Origin of the sequence: Streptomyces sp. NPDC002825, from assembly GCF_040295385.1 — a bacterium.
In the GTDB taxonomy this organism is placed as follows: Bacteria; Actinomycetota; Actinomycetes; order Streptomycetales; family Streptomycetaceae; genus Streptomyces.
This window is the reverse complement of the sequence record NZ_JBEOVH010000016.1, coordinates 66,211-86,584: the sequence shown is the minus strand read 5'-3', so window position 1 is coordinate 86,584 and position 20,374 is coordinate 66,211. Positions and strand designations below refer to the sequence as shown.

Sequence of the window (20,374 nt, the reverse complement as noted above, 5' to 3'; positions counted from 1 at the left end):
CTGCCCGGCCCTTCGCGGGTCTCGGCGCCGTACGGCTCTGAGACCCGCCCCGCGCGGGCCTCGGCGCCGTACAGCTTCTCACCTGCGGAGACAAGCGCGGCCTGGGGTTCGCCCGCGGTCGAAACGCCATTGACGGGCGATCGCGGGGAATCCAGGGTGGGGCCATGGATTCCCTTGACCAGCCGCTCGGCGGCGCCGAGTTCGCGCCCAAGAAGACCTACCTCAACACCTCCGCCTGCGGCCTGCTGCCCCGCCGGACCATCGAGGCCGTCACCCTCCTCGCCGAGGAGACCGCCGACGGCCGTCCAGACGGCGCCGGCAGCTTCGGCATCGTGGACGAGGCCCGCGCCGCCTTCGGCCGGATCGCCGGCGTCTCCCACGAGCGCGTCGCCGTCGGCAGCTCGGTCGCGGTGCACTGCGGGATGATCGCCCAGTCGCTGCCCGCCGGGTCGGAAATCCTCTTCCCCGAGGGCGACTTCTCCTCCGTCATCACCCCGTTCACGATCCGCGGCGACCTCAAGACCCGCTTCGCGCCCCTGGAGCGGCTCGCCGAGTCCGTCCGCCCCGAGACCGCGCTCGTCGCCTTCTCCGCCGTGCAGTCGGCGGACGGCCGCACGGCCGACTTCTCGGCGATACGGGACGCGGCCGCCGCCCACGGCGCGCGCACCCTCCTGGACGCCACCCAGTCGGCGGGCTGGCTGCCGCTGAACGCGGGGGAGTGGGACTACACCGTCGCCGGCGGCTACAAGTACCTGCTCTGTCCGCGCGGCGCTTCCTTCCTCACCGTCACCGAGGAGGCGCAGGACTCGCTCCTCGCCATCCACGCCAACTGGGTCACGGGCGAGGAGCTGTGGGTGAACAGCTACGGCCCGGTCCGTGAACTGGCCCGCACCGCCCGCCGGTTCGACGAACCGGCGGCGTTCCTCTCGTACCACGGGGCGGCCCGTTCGCTCGCCCTCCTGGAGGAGATCGGCATCGAGCGGATCGAGGCCCACGACAAGGGGCTCGCGGCCCGCTTCCGCTCCGGGCTCCTCGCACTCGGGCACGCGCCGGTCATGGACGACTCGACGGTCGTCGCCGTCCCGGGCCTGGGGGACCGGGCGGACGCCCTGCGCGAGGCGGACGTCCTGCTCTCGGCCCGCGCGGGGAATCTGCGGGCGTCCTTCCACCTGTACAACACGGCGGCCGACGTGGACCGCGTCCTGGAGGTCCTGGCGGGCTGACCGGCACCGGAAGGCCCGGTCCGTGGCGGGCGTTCAGCAGACGGCGCCCGCCTCGCCCGCCTCCTTCGCCAGGTTCTCGCCCACGAGACCCAGCAACCGGGCGAGTTCCGCCCGGTCGGCCGGGGCGAGCCCGGCCAGGGTGCTCTCCTCCAGGTCCGCCCACGCGCCCTCGACCCCGGCGCGGAGGGCGAGGCCCTGCTCGGTCGCCTCGACGAGGACCGCGCGCCGGTCGGCCGGGTCCGGGCTGCGGCGGACATAGCCGCACTGCTCCATGCGCTGGAGCATCTTCGTCACCGTGGACGGGTCGAGTTCGAGCGACTGGATCAGCTCCGACTGGCGGGCCGCCCCGCGGTCCCACAGGCGCATCATCATCAGCTCCTGGCCCGGGTAGAGGCCCAGGTCCCGCAGCCGCCGCGCCATGGCGATCCGATGGAGCCGGGCGACCCGCGCGAGGGTGTGGCTGACGGTTCCGGCGCAGGCCCCGGAGGGCTGCGGCCCGGCGGACGCGGCGGTACAGACGGGGTCGTTTCCTGACATGCGGACTCCTCGGGACGGCTCTCCCCACAGATTACCTTGGTCGGCCAATGAATGGGTTACAGTGGCAATCGGCCCAATTAGTTGGCCGACCACATATTCATGTGAGGGACAGCCGTGACCACTGCATTCGACCCGATCGACCTCGCCGGAACCCGCCTCGCCAACCGCATCGCGATGGCCCCCATGACCCGCAGCCGCGCCAACGGCCGGGACCGCACCCCGCCGGCGATCGTCGCCGAGTACTACGCCCAGCGCGCCTCCGCCGGCCTGATCATCAGCGAAGGCGTCCACCCCGTCCCCGAGGGCCAGGGCTACCCCGACACCCCCGGACTCCACACCCGCGAGCAGATCGCCGCCTGGCGCCAGGTCACCACCGCCGTCCACGAGCGCGGCGGCCGGATCTTCGCCCAGCTCATGCACTCCGGCCGGATCGGCCACCCCGACCTCCTCGACGGGGACCTCCACCCCGTCGGCCCCTCTCCGATCGCCGCCGCCGGCCAGGTCTACACCCACGAGGGCCCCAAGGACTTCGTCGCCCCGCGCGAGCTCACCGGCGACCAGGTGCGCGAGGCGATCGCCGGCTTCGCCTCCGCCGCCCGCAACGCCGTCGAGGCCGGCTTCGACGGCGTCGAGATCCACGGTGCCAACGGCTACCTGATCCAGCAGTTCCTCGCCTCCGGCTCCAACCACCGCGCCGACGAGTGGGGCGGCCCCGTCGAGAACCGCATCCGCTTCGCCGTCGAGGTCGTCAAGGCCGTCGCCGCCGAGATCGGCCCGGAGCGCACCGGCCTGCGCATCTCCCCGGCCAACACCCTCAACGACATCAGCGAGACCGACACCGAGGAGCTCTACACCCGGCTCCTCACCGCGATCGAGCCCGTCGGCATCGCCTACCTCCACGTCCTGGAGACCGGCCCCGAGCGCCGCCCGCTCGTCCTCGACCTGCGCAAGCGCTTCGCCGGCACCTTCATCCTCAACCCGGCCACCGGCACCGACCCGACGGGCGCCGAGTCCCTGGCCCTCATCGAGGACGGCGTCACCGACCTCGTCGCGTACGGCAGGCTGTTCATCGCCAACCCCGACCTGCCCGCCCGCCTCAAGACCGACGGCCCCTACGCCACCCCGGACCCCGCCACCATGTACGCCGGCGGCCCCGAGGGCTACATCGACTACCCCGCGCTGTAAGTCGCGGACACGCGGGAGGGGCGGGGGTCCCGGGACCCCCGCCCCTCCCGCGTACGCACCGCTACCAGGCCTCCGTGACCGCCCGGCGCGCCCCCTCCAGGTCCACCGCGCGACCCGACTCGCCGAGCGCCGCGCCCAGGGCCGCGAGCGAGGACTGCACGGCCCCCGGCGTGGCGTCCACCCCGTAGTGGTTGACCCGGATCATCTCCTTGGCCAGCGCCCCGCCGCCCGCGATCAGCGGCAGCGACGGATCGGCCGCCAGGGCCTTCGCCACCAGCTCCGAGGCGTCGAGACCCGCCGGCACACGCAGCGTCGTCGCCACCGGGGCCGCGTCCTTCGCCTCGTACACGAACGGCTCGAGACCGCCGCCCAGGGCCAGCGCGCCCGCGCGGGTCGCGGCCGCCGCCGAGGCGTGCCGGGCCATCAGCGCGTCCAGGCCCTCGGCCTCGATCCGCTCCACGCAGGCCTCGAGGGCCAGCATCTCCAGCTGCGCCGGAGCGTGCAGCAGGGTCTTGCGGCCGCCGTCGATCCAGCGCTCCTTCCAGTCCAGGAGGGAGAGGTACGAGCGGCGCGGCGCGGCCGGGTTGGCGGCGAACCGCTCCCAGGCCCGCGCGCTCACCGACACCGCCGACACACCGGCGGGGCCGCCCATCGCCTTCTGCGCGCCGATGATGCACATGTCCACGCCCCAGGCGTCCGGCAGCACCGGCTCGGCGCCGATCGACGCCACCGCGTCCAGGTAGAACAGCGCGCCGTGCGCCCGCACGACCTCGCCGATCTCCGCCACCGGGTTGGTGTTCCCGGTGGCCGCCTCGGCGTGCACCAGCGACACGAAGTCGATCTCCGGGTGCTCGGCGAGCGCCCGCTCCACCTGCTCCGCCGTCACGGCGGTGTGGAAGGGCACCTCCAGGTCGACGACGCTCGCCCCGCAGTCCCGCAGCCAGTTCCCGAAGGTCTGCCCGTACGGCCCGGTGACGACGTTCAGCGCGGTCGAACCCGCCCGCGCACCGCTGCGGATGCACCCCTCGAGGGGCAGCAGCGCCTCGCCCTGGGTGATCACCACGTCCTGCTCCGTGGAGAGCAGCGCGGCGACCCGGCGCTCGATCGACGCGAAGTGCGCGGCGGTCAGCGGGGCCAGGTCCAGCAGCGGATGTGTCACGGTCACGGGGGTTCCTTCTTCGGTGTCGCATGCGTGGCGTCTGCATCGGGATGAGGCTCGTGCCAGCGTAAGCGCTCCGCCCGCCGCCGGGCGGGTCAGGGCCGTGCGCCGTCACGGCGGTGTGCGGAAGCTGTCACAGGGCTCGTACCGGTGGGCCCGCACTCTTCCCCCCGCGCCCCGTCGGTGGGATGTTGCGGGCCGGAGCGGCGCCGCACGATGCCGCCGGGGAGAACGGGGTGGACACCATGGTCGGAAGCAGGAGAACGAACGTGAACGACAGAGCGCTGCTGCGCCGGACGGCGGTCGCCGCCGCGGCCCTCGCCGTCACCGCACCGCTGACCCTCTGCGCGGCGGGAAACGCGGGAGCGGCCGGGACGTCGCGGACGGCGGTGGCGTCGGGGTCGGCAGTGGTCTCGGGGACGGCAGTGGTCTCGGGGACGGCGGTGGCGTCGGGGTCGGCAGCGGCCTCGGGTGCGGCAGCGACGGCAGGAGCGGCAGGGGACTCGGGGACGGCCGTGACGTCCGGCGCGGCCGAGGCGGCGGCCGCGGCCATCGCCGCGTGGTCGGCGATCGGCCACCCGATCGTCTTCGCCCGCTACGACGCGACGGACTCCATCGAGGACCTGTACGGGATCTCCCCGCTCGGCACCCCGCCCGTCCAGCTCACCCACACGCCCACCGTCAGCGACGTGATGCCCAGCTGGTCCCCTGACGGCAAACGGGTGGCGTTCCTCCGGCAGAGCCTCGACGGCGCGATCGACGGCATCTGGACGATGAACTCCGCGGGCGGCGACCTGAAGCTCGTGCCCGGCACCAAGGGGGCCTCCGACCCGGCCTGGTCCCCGGACGGCACGCGGATCGCCTACTCCCGGCCGGTCGACTCCCAGCGCGAGATCTACGTGGCCGACATCGACGGCACCCCCGCCACCCGGCTCACCACCACCGCCGCGGACGAGTTCCACCCGACCTGGTCCCCGGACGGCAAGAACCTGGCGTTCAGCCGCACGGACACGTCCGGAGGCAGCCGGCTGGTACGGATCCAGCTGTCCACCCTGGTCCAGACGCCGATCACCGCGGCGGGCTCCCAGGACTGGACGCCCGACTGGTCGCGCGGCAACCGGATCGCCTTCAGCCGCCTGGACGCAACCGGCTTCGCCCACCTCTACGTGATCAACCCCGACGGCACCGGAGCGCTGCCCATCACCTCGGCCGCGGCCCACGACAAGTTCCCCTCCTGGTCGCCGGACGGCAGGCGCCTGGTCTTCACCCGCGGCGGCACCGACGACGCGGACCCCGAGCACCTCTTCCTGGTGCGGGCCGACGGCACCGGCCTGAAGCAGCTCACCAAGACCGCCTCGCACGACCTGGAGGCCGACTGGCGCCCGTGACCGGCCCCCTCGACAGGGCTCGTAGAGTGCGGGTATGAGCGATCACGAGGTGCTGCACGTGAAGGGGCGGGTGCTCGTCGGCCCGGAGGACGTCCGCGACGAACTGTGGTGCGTCGACGGGCGGATCACCTTCGAGCGGCCCGCCGCCGAGGCCGTGACCGTCGAGGGCTGGGTGCTCCCCGGCCTCGTCGACGCCCACTGCCACGTCGGGCTCGACCGGCACGGGCCGGTCGACGAGGCCACCAGCGAGAAGCAGGCCCTCACCGACCGGGACGCCGGCACCCTGCTCGTCCGGGACGCGGGCTCGCCCTCCGACACCCGCTGGATCGACGAGCGCGAGGACCTCCCGAAGGTCATCCGGGCGGGCCGGCACATCGCCCGCACCCGCCGTTACATCCGTAACTACGCCCACGAGATCGAGCCCGCCGACCTCGTCGCGTACGTCGGCCGGGAGGCCCGCCGCGGCGACGGCTGGGTCAAGCTCGTGGGCGACTGGATCGACCGCGAGGCCGGCGACCTCACCGCCTGCTGGCCGCGCCCCGAGGTCGAGGCGGCCATCGCGGAGGCGCACCGGCTCGGCGCCCGCGTCACCGCGCACTGCTTCGCCGAGGACTCGCTGCGGGACCTCGTGGAGGCGGGCATCGACTGCATCGAGCACGCGACCGGGCTCACGGAGGAGACGATCCCGCTCTTCGCGGAGCGGGGCGTCGCCATCGTCCCGACCCTGGTGAACATCGCGACCTTCCCGCACCTCGCGGACGGCGGCCAGGAGAAGTTCCCCCGCTGGTCGGCCCATATGCGCCGGCTCCACGAGCGGCGGTACGACACGGTCCGCGCCGCCTTCGACGCGGGCGTCCCGGTCTTCGTCGGCACCGACGCGGGCGGCTCGCTCGCCCACGGCCTGGTCGCCGAGGAGGTCGAGGAGCTCACCAAGGCCGGTATCCCGCCGATCGACGCGCTCGCGGCCACCGCCTGGGGAGCGAGGGCCTGGCTGGGCCGCCCCTCCCTGGAGGAGGGCGCCCCGGCCGACCTCGTCGTCTACGGCGAGGACCCGCGCGCGGACGTCCGCGTCCTCGCGGCACCGCGCCGGATCGTCGTCAACGGCCGGGTGGTGGGCTGAGCCCCACGCACGGCCGTCCGGCGGGTCCGGGCCGGACGCCGGGCGTCAGCGGCCGGGGGGCGGTCTGAGCCCCCCACACGGCCGTCCGGCGGGTCCGGGCCGGGCCCCGGCCGTCAGCGGCTGAGGAATCCGAGCCGGGCCCGCTTCTCCGGGATGAAGACCTCCGGCAGGTCCACCTCGGGGAGCACGACCTCGGGCCCCAGCTCGAAACCGGCGCGCACGAGCCGGGCGAGCGCCTTCTCGTTGGCGGCGTCCGGGTCGACGACGATCCGGGTGCGGTCGGTCAGCGTGAAGTCGACGAGCGCGACGAGCAGCAGGCCGGTGAAGCCGGGCTCCGGAGCGAGCCCCGGCGCCACGAGCAGGTGCACGCCGATGTCGCCCGGAAGCACCTCGTAGCACTCGCTCACCCGGTCGGCCTCGGGGTCGTACGTCTGGAAGAGGGCGACCGGCTCCCCGTCCCGGCTGACCAGGTAACCGTGGTGCGTGGTCAGCGAGTCGAGGTGCGCGTAGATCTCCCGGACCTGCTCGACGGTGGTCCCGGCCATGCCCCAGAAGCGGGCGCGTTCCTCGTTGACCCAGCCGTGCAGGAGCGGGGCGTCGCCGTCGGGGTCGACGGGCCGGACCGTGACGGTTCCGAAGCCCTCGACGGTCTGGACGTGTACGGCGGCGGTGGTCATCCCTGCTCCTTGGTGAGGTTCTGCCAGTCGGTGGTGACGGGGGCGAGCTCGCCCCGCAGCCACAAGGGGAGTTGGTCGCGGTGGTGCGGGTCGCCGGGGACTCCGGAGGCGCCGAACGGCACGATCCAGCGGCTCCGCTGCCGGTCGGCGAGGTCCCAGACGTAGCGCGCGGCGGAGGCGCGGGCGCTGCGGTCGGTCCAGCCGGGCACGCTGGACGTGGAGAACACGCAGTCGTGGTCCCCGCCGAGGCCCGGCCACTGCTCGTCGTCGGGATCGGGCAGCGCCTGCCAGGGCGCGAGCCGGTGGGTCACGCCCCAGGCGGCGGGCGGCTCACCGGCCGCCGTCTCCTCGAGGGCCTCGCGCACGATCCGGTCGACGTCGCCGGCGGGCACGGGCCCGGCGACGAGCAGCGTCTCCAGGGCGAAGGCGACGCGCGCCCCGAGCCCGAGCCAGGGCCGGAAGAGCTCGGGGTACGGGGCGGGTTCGCGCAGCGCCGCGAAGGCCTCGTGCGCGGTGAGGCGGCGGACGACGGCCCCGCGCACGGCCGCGTACAGACCGGCGTCCGGACTGTCGGCGTCCATCCGCCGGTCCCAGGCGAGCAGCCGTTCCCGGACGCCCGCGCCGGCGGGGGAGAGGCCCGGGCCCGTGCGGCGTACGGCGTCCAGGAGGGGGGCCGCCGAGGGGGTGTCGGTGTCCGAGTGGATCGCGGCCGTCGTCTCCGGCGTCCAGTCCGCCGAGGCGCCGAGCAGCGCCTCGATCCGGGCCGCCCGGTGCGGCGGCGCGAACTCGACGCCCAGGGGGGCGGCCAGGCCTCGGGCGTTGGCCATCACGGCGTGGCCGTCGACCTCGGCGCGGGGCAGCGGCGCCGGGGCGTCGGCCCAGGCGTGCGCCGGGTCCCAGGCGGGCACGACGCGCAGGGAGTTGGCCCGGTGGCGTACGGGGACGTGTCCTGCGACCCGGTGCAGGAGGCCGCCCGCGGTGTCGGCGGCCTGGACGACGTTCACGGGCTCGACCCAGCCGTCGAGGGCCGCGTCCACGTCGGCGACGGTGCGGGCGCGAAGCAGCGCGGGCAGCACCCCGAAGCCGAGCTCACCGGTGACCCGCGGCGGGTACCGCAGGGCGAGCGCCTCCCGGACGCCGGTCGCGTCCCCGCCCGTGTCCGCCTCCGCGTCGATGATGACCGGCCCGCGGGCGGTTTCGATCACCTCGACGACCACCGGGTCCGCGCCCGCGACCTCGATCGTCTCCGCATGTGCGGCCGCCGGGGCCCAGCCGTCCGGGCCGAGGGCCTCCACGGTGCCGTCGGGGAGCCGGCGCAGCCGTTCCCGGTAGAGGTCCTGGTAGTCGGCCATCGCGTTGGTGATCGCCCAGGCCACCGGGCCGGTGTGGCCGAAGTGGGCGAGTCCGGGGACGCCGGGCACGGCGAGGCCGACCACGTCGTACGCGGGGCAGGCGAGCCGGATCTGCTGGTAGACGCCGGGGGCCTCGATGAACCGGTGCGGGTCGCCGGCCACCAGGGCCGCCCCGCTCGCGGTGCGTCCGCCGGACACGACCCAGCCGTTGGAGCCGGCGGTGCCGGGGCCGTCGGTGGCGAAGAGCTCCGTCCACTCCTCGCCGAGCCGCCGGGCGACCTCGTCCCGCCACAGCTTGGTGGGGAAGCCGGCGAAGAGGATGTGGGTGGAGAGCCAGACGGCGAGCGGCGTCCAGGGCTCCCAGCGGCCGGGCGCGAGGCCGGTGTCGGCGAACTCGGGTGCGCGGCCCGCGCCTTCGGCGAGACCGTCGTTGACCCCGTCCACGTACGCGCGTACCCACGCGGCCGTCGGCGCGTCGGTCGCGTCCAGCCGCTCGAAGCAGCGGCGGGCGGTGTCGGCGATCCTGACCCGGCGGGCGAAGGTGTCCCAGCCGAGCTCGGCGCCACCGAGGAAGGCGGCGGTGGTGCCCTGCGCCCGGTGGCGCTCGACCTCCAGCTGCCAGGCGCGGTCGCGGGCGGTGACCCGCCCCTGGGCGAAGGCGAGTTCGTCCGGGTCCGCGGCGCGCAGATGGGGGACGCCCCAGGCGTCCCGGTAGACCTCGATGCTCACGCTCACGGAGCCCTTTCTTAGGTTAGGCTGGCCTAAATTAGCCTACAGGAGTCCGGACCTCGCTCCTCGCGCCAGGTTGACGATCCGTGACCCGGGAGCCACGCGGCTCGTTCTCACCCCTCCCGCACACCCGGCGCCGTACGAAACGCGCGGGAAAACCGAGAACGGTTGTGTCGAGAAAAATCGAAAATGAACACGGAAACCCCCCTTTGGAGTGAACTCACGCCAGGCGACTGCCGGTTCACTCTCCGTGCGTAAAGATTCCGGTGTCTCAAGTCGCCGAGGCCGCGCCGACCCACCGTCCCCGTGGTGAGCGGCCGGCGACGCCATGTCTCCTGTGGGGGTTCCACCATCTTGAACAGCAACACCTTCCGCATGCCCGTACGTCGCTCCGCCGCCGCCGCGACCGTCGCCGCCCTGGCCGTCGGCCCCGTGCTCCTCGCGGCCCCCGCGGCGCACGCCACGGGCGGCGAAGGGCGCGCCACCGCCGCCGTGCTGCGGGCCGGCCTCGACGTCTCCCTGCTCGGCAAGACCGTGAACGTGCCGGTGCGCGCCTCCCTCAACGAGGTCGAGGCGCCCGAGACCGAGAACGAGACCGCGCTCTCCGTGAAGGTGCAGGGAGCCGAGGGCGGCAAGCCGGTCGACCTCCTCAAGGCCGACGTCGCCACCGCGGACGCCACCGTGGGCGACAAGAAGGCCGAGGGGTACGTCAACCTCGTCAAGGCCCGGGTCCACGTCCCCGGCATCCCGCTGCTCTCCCTCATCGAGGTCGAGAAGGTCACCTCCAAGGCGCTGTGCGAGGTGGGGAAGAAGCCGGTCGCCCAGTCCAACGTCCTCGGCCACGTCACCGTGTTCGGCAAGAAGACCACCCTGTCCGCGGCCGGCCGGACCCAGGTGAGCGTGCCGGGCGTCGGCCAGGTCACCCTTGACCTCTCCCGTACGTCCACGACCTCCCGCACCGCCGCCGCCACGGCCCTCGAACTCAAGGTGGAGGTCAACCCGCTGAAGCTCGGCGTCGCCGAGGTCAACGGCACCGTGACCCTCGCCGAGGCCACCTGCGAGACGCCCAAGGGCACGACCCCGACCGAGAAGCCCACGCAGAAGCCCACCGAGAAGCCGACCGAGCGGCCCACCCAGCAGCCCAGCGAGCGGCCCACGCAGCAGCCCTCGGTCGAGCCGAGCGATGCCGGCGGCATCAAGACCAACAACGGCGGCACCACGCCCACCGAGAACCTCGCCGAGACCGGCGGCAGCTCCACCACCCCGTACATCGCGGCCGGAGCGCTCGCCCTCCTCGTCGCCGGCGGAGGCGCCCTCGCCGTGACCCGCTCGCGCGCCCGCAACCGCGGCTGACGGCCCGAGGGGGAAGCGCCCGGGGGCGCGGGGAGGGAAACCAGGGTCCGGGGAGGGCGGCGGTGACGACACCGCCCTCCCCGGACCCTTCCGCGTACCTCAGGCCGTGCGGCTCAGCCGCAGATCAGCAGTGCCTGGTCGAGCGCCTGCAGGAAACGGTTCGTCGTCGCCCGGTCCCGGACCGCGAGCCGCAGCCAGTGCCGGTCGAGCCCCGGAAACGTGTCGCCCCGGCGGACCGCGAACCCCAGGGCCCGCAGCCGCTCCCGCACCACGTCCGCGCCGTCGGTCCGCAGCAGGACGAAGGGCCCCTCCGCCCCCGCCACCGTCCGCACCTCGTCGAACTCGGCGAGCCCGGCCAGCAGATGGGCCCGCTCCACCCCGATCCGGTGCGCCGCGTGCTCCGCCTCCGCGAGCGCCGCCCGCGACATGCAGGCCTCCGCCGCCACCAGGGCCGGCGTCGACACCGGCCACAGCGGCTGCGTCCGCTCCAGGGCCGCGATCGTCTCCGGCTCGGCCAGCACGTACCCGATCCGCAGGCCGGCGAGCCCCCAGGTCTTGGTGAGGCTCCGCAGCACCACGAGCCCCGGCACGTCCGTCCGCCCGGCCAGCGACTCCCGCTCGCCCGGCACCGCGTCCATGAACGCCTCGTCCACCACCAGCACCCGCCCCGGCCGGGCGAGCGCCGCGATCGAGGCGGCCGGATGCAGCACCGAGGTCGGGTTCGTGGGGTTCCCGATCACCACCAGGTCGGCGTCCTCGGGAACCGCCGCCGGATCCAGCCGGAAACCGTCCTCCTTGCGCAGCAGCACCCGGCCCACCTCGTGCCCGGCGTCCCGCAGCGCCGCCTCCGGCTCGGTGAACTGGGGGTGCACCACCACCGGCCGCCGCACCGGCAGCGCCCGCGCCAGCAGCACGAACGCCTCCGCCGCACCCGCCGTGAGCAGCACCCGGTTCGACGGCAGGTCGTGCCGCTCGGCGACCGCCGCCCGCGCGGCCCGGCCGTCCGGATAGGCCGCCAGCCCGGTCAGCGAGTCGGCGATCCGCTCGCGCAGCCAGTCCGGCGGCGTGTTCGTCCGGACGTTGACCGCCAGATCGATGAGTTTCTCGTCCCTGACCTCGGCGTCACCGTGGTGGCGCAGGTCGTGGGCGTCGCTGTCCGTGTGGGTGTCCATGGCCGCCGTCGTGTGGGGGGTGGGGATGGTGGGGGGTGAGCCAGGCTCGCCAGCGATGTACCCGTGCGTCAAGGGCAACAACCGTGCGACGGACGTCACTTCGTTCGGACGAAACGGGAGGAAACCGGCGATCGCGCAGGTCACGCGCCGAGATTTCCGCTTCGGCACGAGCAGCACGGGGCCGGCTCGACGGTCGGATTCCGTTTCCGTACGCGCAGGCGTGCCCGTGGCCGGTTCCGTACGTGCGTGCGTGCCTGTGGCCGGTTCCCTACACGCGCGCGTGCCCGCCTCCGCATCCCCGGCCGCCGTCTCTGTGGCCGTCTCCGTCTCCGTACCCGCACCCGCCGCGAGCAGCGCCGCCGCCTCCGCCACGGACGCCGTGCCCGTCGCGGCCAGCGGCAGGGCCGAGGGATGCGGTACGGGAACGGCCGCCAGCTCGTCGGCCGTGAACCCGCGCACCGGCACCCCGAGCGCCGCGGCGGCCGCCACGATCCCCGGCTCCGCAGCCCGCGCGTCGAGCGTGGCCAGCGACCCGGCATCGGCGCGCGTCAGACCCGCCTCGCTCAGGCACGCGTCCACGAGCGCGAGGACCTCGGACACCGGCACGCCCGACCGGGCCCCGACGCCGAGGTGCGCGGACGCCGTCCCATCCGATAGCAAAGGCCCATGGCTGTAGTCGTCGCGCTCGGCGCGTTCCTGATGACGCTCTTCGGCGGCTGGGTCGCCGGGCGCGTCACCGACCGCCGCCACCTCGTCCTCGGCCTCGCCGGCGGGCTCATGCTCGGCGTTGTCGGACTCGACCTCCTGCCGGAGGCCCTGGAGGCCGCCGGGAAGAAGGTCTTCGGCGTCCCCGAGGCCCTGCTGCTCTTCGTCGGAGGCTTCCTCTTCGCCCACGTCGTCGAGAGGCTGCTCGCCGTCCGCCGCGCCGCCCACGGCGTCGGAGCGGACGAAAGGGTTCCGCAGGTCGGCCTGACGGCCGCCGCCGCGATGGTCCTGCACAGCCTCATGGACGGCGTCGCGCTCGGCGCCGCCTTCCAGGTCGGCGGCGGCATGGGCGCCACCGTCGCCCTCGCCGTCATCACCCACGACTTCGCCGACGGCTTCAACACGTACACGATCACGAGCCTCTACGGAAACGCCCGCCGCAAGGCCCTCGCGATGCTCGTCGCGGACGCCGTCGCCCCGCTCGTCGGCGCCGGACTCGCCACGCTGTTCACCCTTCCGGAGGAACTGCTCGGCTGCTATCTCGGATTCTTCGGCGGCGCACTGCTCTACCTCGCCGCCGCCGAGATCCTGCCGGAGGCCCACCACGCGCATCCGGCCCGCTCCACCCTGCTGTGCACGGTGGCGGGCGTGGCCTTCATCTGGCTCGTGGTGGGCGTCTCGGGCGGCTGAACTCACGCGCAGTGCTCCACGAACCGCGCGGCGACCTCCGGGGACCCCGCCCAGTGGGTGTGCACATAGCTGGCGTGCACCCCGCCCTGCACGAAGCCCTCCACGCGCCGCTCCGGCTGCCGCAGACCCCAGGCCGCCAGCGGCCCGGCGCCCGGCTCGATCACGGTGCGGTGGAACTCGTGCCCGCGCAGCCGCGCCCCGGCCGGCGCGAGGACGCTGTCGCTGACGGCCACCGCGTCCCGGTAGCCGAGCGTCAGACGCTCCGACATGCGCGCGTCGGCGTCGAGCACGCCGCACATCGGGTGCCCGTCGAGCGACCGCGCCAGGTACAGCAGGCCGGCGCACTCGGCGGCGACGGGCGCGCCCGTCGCGGCGAGCTCCGCCACGGCCTTGCGCAGCGGCTCGTTGGCGGAGAGCTGCTCGCCGTACATCTCGGGGAAGCCGCCGCCGATGACGAGCCCGCGGGTCCCCTCGGGGAGGGCCTCGTCCCGGAGCGGGTCGAAGGTGACGACCTCGGCGCCGGCGGCGCGCAGGAGCTCGGTGTGCTCGGCGTACGAGAACGTGAACGCCGCCCCACCGGCGACGGCTACGACAGGCCGCGTTGTGGGCATTCGTTCCGCCGGGGCGGAACGGGTGGGCACAACGGAACCACCGGCGTGCAGCCGCTCCCCGACCTCAGCCACCCACGGCTCGACGCCCAACGGCGGCGCCGACCGCGCAAGCGCAAGCAGCGCCTCCAGGTCGCACCCCTGCCGCACCTGCTCCGCCTGAGCCGCGACAGCGGCAACCGCGGCGGCCTGCCGCTCGGCCACCGGCACAAGCCCCAGGTGCCGCGAAGGCGTGGCCACGGCAGGTGCCCGCCGCAGGACGCCAAGCACCGGCACCCCCGACTCCCCGAGCGCCTCCCGCAGCAGGTGCTCGTGCCGGTCCGTCGCGACCTTGTTGAGGATCACGCCCCCGATCCGCACCTCCGGGTCCCAGGACGCGAAGCCGTGCACGAGCGCCGCCACCGACCGCGACTGCGAGGACGCGTCGACGACCAGCACCACCGGCGCCTTGAGCAGCTTCGCCACCTGCGCGGTGGACGCCAGCTCGCCCTGGTCGGCGGCGCCGTCGTACAGGCCCATGACGCCCTCGACCACGGCCAGGTCGCAGCCGCGCGACCCGTGCAGGAAGAGCGGCGCGATCTGCCCCGTACCGCACATGTACGCGTCGAGGTTGCGGCCCGGACGGCCGGTCGCGAGCGCGTGGTAGCCCGGGTCGATGTAGTCGGGGCCGACCTTGTGCGGGGAGACGGCCAGACCACGGCCGGCGAACGCGGCCATGAGGCCGGTCGCGACCGTGGTCTTGCCCGCGCCGGAGGACGGCGCGGCGATGACGAGACGTGCTACCACTCGATGCCCCGCTGGCCCTTCTGACCGGCGTCCATCGGGTGCTTGACCTTGGACATGTCGGTGACGAGATCCGCGAAGTCGAGCAGCTCCTGCGGCGCGTTGCGGCCGGTGATGACGACGTGCTGCTGACCCGGACGGTCGCGCAGCACCTCGACGACCTCCTTGACGTCGATCCAGCCCCAGTGCAGCAGGTAGGCGAACTCGTCGAGGACGTAGAACTTGTACTTCTCCTCGGCGAGGTCCCGCTTGACCTGCTCCCAGCCCTCGCGGGCCTTGTCCTCGTGGGACTGCTCGCCCTCGGCGACCTCGCGCTGGATCCAGGACCAGCCCTCGCCCATCTTGTTCCAGGTGACCGTGCCGCCCTTGCCGGTCTCGCCGAGCGCCTTGAGGGCGTTCTCCTCGCCGACCTTCCACTTGGCGGACTTCACGAACTGGAACACCCCGATGGGCCAGCCCTGGTTCCAGGCGCGCAGCGCCATGCCGAACGCGGCGGTCGACTTCCCCTTGCCGACGCCGGTGTGGACCATCACCAGGGCCCGGTTGCGGCGCTGACGGGTGGTGAGACCGTCGTCGGGTACGACGGTCGGCTGTCCCTGCGGCATTAAGCGGCCCTCCTGATGGCGTTGTCTGCTTGTACGTCTCTGACGAGGCCGGCGATCGAGTCGGCGCGCAGCTCGTCCAAGGTGACGGCGGTGCCGCCGAGTTCACGTGCCAGGGTCCCCGCGAGTCCGAGCCGCACCGGCCCGGTCTCGCAGTCGACGACCACGCTCGCCGTGCCGTCGGCGGCGTGCAGCCGCGCGGCCCGGGCCGCGAGCGCCACGGGGTCGGCGCCGCCGCCGGTCGCCCGTCCGTCGGTCACGACGACGAGCAGCGGTCGGCGCGAGGGGTCCCGGAGCCGTTCGACCCGCAGCACGTCATGGGCCTTGAGGAGCCCGGCGGCGAGCGGCGTACGGCCTCCGGTCGGCAGCTTCTCCAGGCGGGCGGCGGCCGCGTCCACGGACGAGGTCGGCGGCAGCGCGACCTCGGCGTCCCGCCCCCGGAAGGTGACGAGACCGACCTTGTCGCGCCGCTGGTAGGCGTCGAGCAGCAGCGAGAGCACGGCGCCCTTGACGGCGCTCATCCGCTGCCGGGCGGCCATCGACCCGGAGGCGTCCACGGCGAAGAGCACCAGGTTCCCCTCGCGCCCCTCCCGGGTCGCCTGCCGCAGGTCGTCCCGCCGGACGACGAGCCCGGGCCCGGACCGGCCGCGCGCCCGCTGGTGCGGGGCGGCGGCCTGGACGGTCGCGGCCAGGTGCAGCTTGGTCAGCGCGCCCCGGGGCCGGGTGGATCCGGTCGTACGGCCGTGCTCGGTGCGGGCGCGGGAACGGCGACCGGCCGCACCCTCGCCGAGACCGGGCACGCTCAGCACCTTCGTACGGAAGGGCTCGCCGGCCTTCACGGCGGCGCGCTCACCGGCACCGGAGCCGGGGCCCTGCGGGGCGGGGGAGGGCGCGCTCTCCGGGACCTCGGCGGACTCGGGCGCGGGACCGTCGGGCCCGTCACCCTGAGGCGGAACGCCCCCGCCGCCCCCGCCCGGACCGCCGTCACCCGGGCCGTCCGGCTCGGGATCGTCGTCCGGTGCGTCCCCCTTGAACTGCTCCAGGGTCTCGTCGAGCTTGTCCTCGTCGAGGCCGGGCGCGTCGAAGGGCGAGCGCCGGCGGCGGTGGGGGAGGGCCAGGAGCGCGGCCTGCCGGACGTCCTCCGAGGTGACCTCGGTCCGTCCCGCCCAGGCGGCCAGCGCGGTCGCGGTCCGGGCCATCACGATGTCGGCGCGCATGCCGTCCACCTCGAACGCGGCGCAGGTCGCGGCGATCTGGAGCAGCACGGCGTCGGTGAGGGTCACCTGCGGCAGCAAGGCCCGGGCGGCGACGATCCGTTCGCGCAGGGCGGCCTCCTCGGCGGCCCAGCGGGCGGCGAAGGCGGCCGGGTCGTCCTCGAACGCGAGCCGCCGACGGACGACCTCGACGCGCTGCTCGGGGTCCCGCGAGGCGGCGACCTCGACGGTGAGACCGAAGCGGTCGAGGAGCTGGGGCCGGAGCTCGCCCTCCTCGGGGTTCATGGTCCCGACGAGCAGGAAGCGGGCGGCGTGCCGCACGGAGACGCCTTCGCGCTCGACGTGGGAGGCGCCCATGGCGGCTGCGTCGAGCAGGTGGTCGATGAGGTGGTCGCTGAGCAGGTTGACCTCGTCGACGTACAGGATGCCCCGGTGCGCGGCGGCGAGGAGCCCCGGCTCGAAGGCCTTCACGCCCTCGGCGAGGGCCTTCTCGATGTCGAGCGAGCCGACGAGCCGGTCCTCGGAGGCGCCGACGGGCAGCTCGACCATCCGCGCGGCACGCGTGGTGCCGGGTGCGTCGCCGTGCGGCCCGTCCGGGCAGCCGGGGTCGGGGGAGGCCGGGTCACAGCTGAACCGGCACCCCGCGACCACCGGAACCTCCGGCAGCAGCTCGGCGAGCGCCCGGACGGCGGTGGACTTGGCGGTCCCCTTCTCGCCGCGCACGAGCACCCCGCCCACGGCCGGGCTGACGGCGTTCAGCAGCAGGGCGAGCCGCAGATCGTCCATGCCGACGACGGCGGTGAACGGATACCGGGTGCTCATCGGGTGGTCGCTCCTTCGATAGGTACGGGAGTGGGGGAGGAGGGGGCGCTCACGGCGCACCCGGCGGCACGAACGGCAGCCCCTCCGGCGCGCCGTTCTCGATCAGCCGCAGCAGCGCGTCCGTGTCCGCGTGTTCCTCGATGAGGTCGCCGAGGCGGTCGAGCTGTTCCTCCCGCAGCGCGCCGAACGACGTGTCGGGCGCCGGGACGAACCGGCGTCCCGCCGCCGCCGCGACCTCCCGCAGGAACGCCCGGCGGAAGCCGTCGCTCTCCAGCGAGCCGTGCCAGTGGGTACCCCACACGGAGCCGACCCGGCACCCGTCGAGGAACGGTTCACCGCCGTCCACGGTGGCGACGCCGTGGTGGATCTCGTACCCCTCGACCCGCTCGCCGAGCGCCTCGCCGACCGGCCGGGCGAGGGTCTTCTCGACCCCGAACCGCACCCGTACGGGCAGCAGCCCGAGACCGTCGACGACACCCGCCTTCGACTCGACCTCGTCCTCGATGCGCTCGGCCAGGGCCTGGAAGCCGCCGCAGATGCCGAGCACCGGCCGGCCCTCGGCCGCGCGCCGGACGAGGGCGTCGGCGAGCCCCCGCTCCCGCAGCCACGCCAGCGCCTTGACCGTGCCCCGGGTGCCCGGCACGACGACGAGGTCGGCGTCGACGACTTCCTCGGGCCGGTCCACGAAGCGGACGACGACGCCGGGTTCGGCGGCGAGCGCGTCGACGTCCGTGAAGTTGGACATCAGCGGTACGGCGCAGACGGCGACCCGCAGCACGTCCGCGCCGACCGGCGGCGCGACGACCGACTCGCGGACGGTGCCGCGCAGGGAGACCCGCAGGCCGTCCTCCTCGTCGATGCCGAGCCCGTGCGCGTACGGCAGGACACCGAAGGTCCGGCGTCCGGTGAGCCCGTGCAGCATGTCGAGCCCGGGTTCGAGCAAGGACACGTCGCCCCGGAACTTGTTCACCAGATACCCCGCCACGAGCGCCTGGTCCTCGGGCGCGAGGAGCGCCGTCGTCCCGAAGAACTGGGCGAAGACCCCGCCCCGGTCGATGTCCCCGACCACGACGACGGGCAGCTTCGCGGCGCGCGCGATGCCCATGTTCACGATGTCCGTGCGCCGCAGGTTGATCTCGGCCGGACTTCCCGCCCCCTCGCAGATCACGGCGTCATACGTGCCCCGGAGCTCCTCCAGGCACGCCATCACCGGTTCGAAGAGCGTCTGCTGCCGGCCCCCGTGGTAGCCGCGGGCGCTCATCTCGCCGACCGGCCTGCCCATGAGGACGACCTGGCTGGAGCGGTCGCTGCCGGGCTTGAGCAGCACCGGGTTCATCAGGGCGGTGGGTTCCACCCGGGCCGCCTGCGCCTGCATGGCCTGCGCGCGGCCGATCTCGGCGCCCTCCCGCGTGACGAAGGAGTTGAGGGACATGTTCTGTCCCTTGAACGGTGCGACCTTGATGCCCTGCCGGACCAGCCAGCGGCAGATGCCGGCCGTGACGACGCTCTTGCCCGCGTCGGACGTGGTCCCGGCGACGAGCAGCCCCCCACCCCTCATGCGTTCCTCCGCTTCAGCGCGCTCGCGATCATGCGGCCGCCGACGCAGGCGGCCAGGGTCAGTCCGGTGATCCGGCGGGAGAGCCGGACCGCGCGGTCGATGTCGGCGACCTCGACGGGCCGCCCCTCGCCGTTGAGGACGGGCCGGTGCTCGACCCGTCCGGCGTACGAGAGGGTGCCCCCGAGCCGCACGCCGAGGGCGCCCGCGAAGGAGGCCTCGACCGGTCCGGCGTTGGGGCTCGGGTGCTTGGCGGCGTCCGCCCGCCAGGCCCGTACGGCTCCGCGCGGATCGCCGCCGGCGACCGTCGCCAGGGCGGCCGTCAGCCGGGCCCCGGGCCAGCCGGCCACGTCGTCGAGGCGGGCAGAGGCCCAGCCGTACCGGCGGTACCGGGGGGACTTGTGGCCGACCATCGCGTCGAGGGTGTTCACCGCGCGGAAGCCGACCAGCCCCGGCACGCCCGCGACCGCTCCCCAGAAGAGGGCGCCCACGACGGCGTCGGAGGTGTTCTCGGCGACGGACTCGACGACCGCGCGGGCCATCGCGGGACCGTCGAGGGACTGCGGGTCGCGGCCGCACAGGTGCGGGAGCCGTTCCCGGGCGACCTCCAGGTCCCCGGCGGCGAGGGCGCCGCCGATCGCGCGGGCCTCGCGCCCCAGGGTCGTACCGCCGACGACGGCCCAGACCGAGGCGGCTGTGAGGGCGACGGAGGCGGCGCGGCTGCCCCGTACCGCACGGGCGGCGAGGGCGCCGGCCGTGACGGTGGCACCGGCGCACACGGCGGTGTGCAGGGCGCCCCAGCCGCGGTGGTCGTGCCAGAGGGCCTTCTCGACCCGGCTCGCGGCCCGGCCGAAGGCGGCGACGGGGTGTCCGCGGCGGGGATCGCCGAGGAGCAGGTCGACGGCGAGACCGGCGGCCGCGCCGTACGCGAATCCGTCCGGGGCGAGGCGGCTGGCTCTGGAGCGGATGGGGCTGCGGCCGGGCATGGCGCTGTGTCCTCACTCAGGGTCCGCGCCCTGGATCGACGTGACCGGCGGCGAGAGTTCCTGACTCCCGGACCCTTGGGATCCGGTCACAGTGGCGGGACCGCGCCGGAATCGCACCGGACTTCCTCTACTGCCGCCGTAATGGCCTCGGCAGTCCACCACGGCCCGAGAACAGCCGTCAACTCACCCTTGACCTGCACCGCGTCACTGTGCGAAGCACCACAAACACGACGGCGGGGCGGTCCGCACCCGAAGGTGCGGACCGCCCCGCCGGTCACGCCCGACGCGTCAGGCGACGATCATGTAGATGCCGTACCCCACGGCCGCGACGCACAGGGCGAAGCAGGCGTAGGCGCCGGTGCGGGCCAGGGTGGCGGAGCCTCCCTGGGCGGCGGCCTCCTCCTGCTTGGAGAGGCCGACGACACCGAGGGTGAAGAGGCCCACGAGGGCGACGGTCGCCACGAGGCTGACTCCGAAGACGGAGCCGAGAGCTGCCCAGTCGATCTTCATGCTT

17 protein-coding genes and 1 riboswitch are annotated in these 20,374 nt (G+C 74.4%); of the genes, 6 read left to right on the top strand and 11 right to left on the bottom strand.

Translation table 11 applies throughout. The annotated features are described in order from the left end of the window. The first annotated feature begins 164 nt into the window (after positions 1-164). Positions 165-1,223 carry an aminotransferase class V-fold PLP-dependent enzyme gene (locus ABT041_RS21485; protein WP_351186723.1) on the top strand — a complete coding sequence of 353 codons (1,059 nt, stop codon included), beginning with the start codon at positions 165-167 and terminating at the stop codon, positions 1,221-1,223. A 33-nt stretch (positions 1,224-1,256) separates the two neighbouring features. Here the strand turns inward: ABT041_RS21485 and ABT041_RS21480 are convergent, their stop codons facing one another. After that, on the bottom strand, positions 1,257-1,760 hold the full coding sequence (locus tag ABT041_RS21480; protein ID WP_351186721.1) for a MarR family winged helix-turn-helix transcriptional regulator: 504 nt from the start codon (positions 1,758-1,760) through the stop codon (positions 1,257-1,259). A 114-nt stretch (positions 1,761-1,874) separates the two neighbouring features. Between ABT041_RS21480 and ABT041_RS21475 the strand changes: the two genes are divergently transcribed. After that, positions 1,875-2,945 carry an alkene reductase gene (locus tag ABT041_RS21475; RefSeq protein WP_351186719.1) on the top strand — a complete coding sequence of 357 codons (1,071 nt, stop codon included), beginning with the start codon at positions 1,875-1,877 and terminating at the stop codon, positions 2,943-2,945. A gap of 61 nt (positions 2,946-3,006) precedes the next feature. On the opposite strand, the gene ABT041_RS21470 is transcribed toward ABT041_RS21475, so the two are convergent. Then, complete coding sequence (locus tag ABT041_RS21470; RefSeq protein ID WP_351186873.1) at positions 3,007-4,104, bottom strand: pyridoxal-phosphate-dependent aminotransferase family protein; 1,098 nt, start codon at positions 4,102-4,104, stop codon at positions 3,007-3,009. 269 nt (positions 4,105-4,373) lie between these two features. On the opposite strand from ABT041_RS21470, the gene ABT041_RS21465 reads away from it, so the two are divergent. Beyond that, complete coding sequence (locus ABT041_RS21465; RefSeq protein WP_351186717.1) at positions 4,374-5,492, top strand: beta-propeller domain-containing protein; 1,119 nt, start codon at positions 4,374-4,376, stop codon at positions 5,490-5,492. Between the two features lie 34 nt (positions 5,493-5,526). Beyond that, positions 5,527-6,612 (top strand): amidohydrolase family protein, encoded by a 1,086-nt coding sequence (locus ABT041_RS21460; RefSeq protein ID WP_351186715.1) that lies wholly within the window; start codon positions 5,527-5,529, stop codon positions 6,610-6,612. A gap of 113 nt (positions 6,613-6,725) precedes the next feature. Here the strand turns inward: ABT041_RS21460 and ABT041_RS21455 are convergent, their stop codons facing one another. Together ABT041_RS21455 and ABT041_RS21450 are read right to left on the bottom strand one after the other, a co-directional pair. After that, positions 6,726-7,289, bottom strand: coding sequence for a GNAT family N-acetyltransferase (locus ABT041_RS21455; protein WP_351186713.1), 564 nt, complete (start codon positions 7,287-7,289; stop codon positions 6,726-6,728). Continuing rightward, positions 7,286-9,370 (bottom strand): penicillin acylase family protein, encoded by a 2,085-nt coding sequence (locus ABT041_RS21450; protein WP_351186872.1) that lies wholly within the window; start codon positions 9,368-9,370, stop codon positions 7,286-7,288. The genes ABT041_RS21455 and ABT041_RS21450 overlap by 4 nt, the downstream gene beginning before the upstream one ends. A gap of 354 nt (positions 9,371-9,724) precedes the next feature. On the opposite strand from ABT041_RS21450, the gene ABT041_RS21445 reads away from it, so the two are divergent. Next, on the top strand, positions 9,725-10,723 hold the full coding sequence (locus ABT041_RS21445) for an SCO1860 family LAETG-anchored protein (RefSeq protein WP_351186711.1): 999 nt from the start codon (positions 9,725-9,727) through the stop codon (positions 10,721-10,723). A 113-nt stretch (positions 10,724-10,836) separates the two neighbouring features. Here ABT041_RS21445 and cobC read toward each other — a convergent pair whose 3' ends face one another. Next, positions 10,837-12,555, bottom strand: coding sequence for an Rv2231c family histidinol phosphate aminotransferase CobC (gene cobC, locus ABT041_RS21440; protein WP_351186709.1), 1,719 nt, complete (start codon positions 12,553-12,555; stop codon positions 10,837-10,839). A 6-nt stretch (positions 12,556-12,561) separates the two neighbouring features. Between cobC and ABT041_RS21435 the strand changes: the two genes are divergently transcribed. Then, entirely contained in the window at positions 12,562-13,290 is a 729-nt protein-coding gene (locus tag ABT041_RS21435) for a ZIP family metal transporter (RefSeq protein WP_351186707.1), read from the top strand. A 2-nt stretch (positions 13,291-13,292) separates the two neighbouring features. Here ABT041_RS21435 and ABT041_RS21430 read toward each other — a convergent pair whose 3' ends face one another. From ABT041_RS21430 to ABT041_RS21405, 6 genes are all read right to left on the bottom strand, one after another. Next, positions 13,293-14,684: a cobyrinic acid a,c-diamide synthase CobB gene (locus ABT041_RS21430; protein ID WP_351186705.1), complete on the bottom strand. Its 1,392-nt coding sequence runs from the start codon at positions 14,682-14,684 to the stop codon at positions 13,293-13,295. Then, positions 14,678-15,286 carry a cob(I)yrinic acid a,c-diamide adenosyltransferase gene (gene cobO / locus ABT041_RS21425; RefSeq protein WP_041128596.1) on the bottom strand — a complete coding sequence of 203 codons (609 nt, stop codon included), beginning with the start codon at positions 15,284-15,286 and terminating at the stop codon, positions 14,678-14,680. Before cobO ends, ABT041_RS21430 begins: the two co-directional genes overlap by 7 nt. Further along, on the bottom strand, positions 15,286-17,319 hold the full coding sequence (locus ABT041_RS21420) for a putative cobaltochelatase (protein ID WP_351186703.1): 2,034 nt from the start codon (positions 17,317-17,319) through the stop codon (positions 15,286-15,288). Before ABT041_RS21420 ends, cobO begins: the two co-directional genes overlap by 1 nt. 49 nt (positions 17,320-17,368) lie before the next feature. Continuing rightward, positions 17,369-18,877 carry a cobyric acid synthase gene (locus tag ABT041_RS21415; RefSeq protein ID WP_351186701.1) on the bottom strand — a complete coding sequence of 503 codons (1,509 nt, stop codon included), beginning with the start codon at positions 18,875-18,877 and terminating at the stop codon, positions 17,369-17,371. Next, the gene (locus ABT041_RS21410) at positions 18,874-19,860 is read right to left on the bottom strand and encodes a cobalamin biosynthesis protein (protein ID WP_351186699.1); all 987 of its coding nucleotides are present in this window, start codon (positions 19,858-19,860) and stop codon (positions 18,874-18,876) included. Before ABT041_RS21410 ends, ABT041_RS21415 begins: the two co-directional genes overlap by 4 nt. Before the next feature lie 35 nt (positions 19,861-19,895). After that, positions 19,896-20,035, bottom strand: a riboswitch (cobalamin riboswitch). A 113-nt stretch (positions 20,036-20,148) separates the two neighbouring features. After that, positions 20,149-20,370 carry a hypothetical protein gene (locus ABT041_RS21405; RefSeq protein ID WP_351186697.1) on the bottom strand — a complete coding sequence of 74 codons (222 nt, stop codon included), beginning with the start codon at positions 20,368-20,370 and terminating at the stop codon, positions 20,149-20,151. Between the last annotated feature and the right edge of the window lie 4 nt (positions 20,371-20,374).

Excerpts from the sequence above, each read along its gene's own strand:
- ABT041_RS21435 (WP_351186707.1), top strand. The coding sequence starts at position 12,562 with ATGGCTGTAGTCGTCGCGCTCGGCGCGTTCCTGATGACGCTCTTCGGC.
- ABT041_RS21460 (WP_351186715.1), top strand. The coding sequence starts at position 5,527 with ATGAGCGATCACGAGGTGCTGCACGTGAAGGGGCGGGTGCTCGTCGGC.
- ABT041_RS21420 (WP_351186703.1), bottom strand. The coding sequence starts at position 17,319 with ATGAGCACCCGGTATCCGTTCACCGCCGTCGTCGGCATGGACGATCTG.
- ABT041_RS21480 (WP_351186721.1), bottom strand. The coding sequence starts at position 1,760 with ATGTCAGGAAACGACCCCGTCTGTACCGCCGCGTCCGCCGGGCCGCAG.
- ABT041_RS21415 (WP_351186701.1), bottom strand. The coding sequence starts at position 18,877 with ATGAGGGGTGGGGGGCTGCTCGTCGCCGGGACCACGTCCGACGCGGGC.
- ABT041_RS21485 (WP_351186723.1), top strand. The coding sequence starts at position 165 with ATGGATTCCCTTGACCAGCCGCTCGGCGGCGCCGAGTTCGCGCCCAAG.
- cobO (WP_041128596.1), bottom strand. The coding sequence starts at position 15,286 with ATGCCGCAGGGACAGCCGACCGTCGTACCCGACGACGGTCTCACCACC.
- ABT041_RS21410 (WP_351186699.1), bottom strand. The coding sequence starts at position 19,860 with ATGCCCGGCCGCAGCCCCATCCGCTCCAGAGCCAGCCGCCTCGCCCCG.
- ABT041_RS21405 (WP_351186697.1), bottom strand. The coding sequence starts at position 20,370 with ATGAAGATCGACTGGGCAGCTCTCGGCTCCGTCTTCGGAGTCAGCCTC.
- ABT041_RS21455 (WP_351186713.1), bottom strand. The coding sequence starts at position 7,289 with ATGACCACCGCCGCCGTACACGTCCAGACCGTCGAGGGCTTCGGAACC.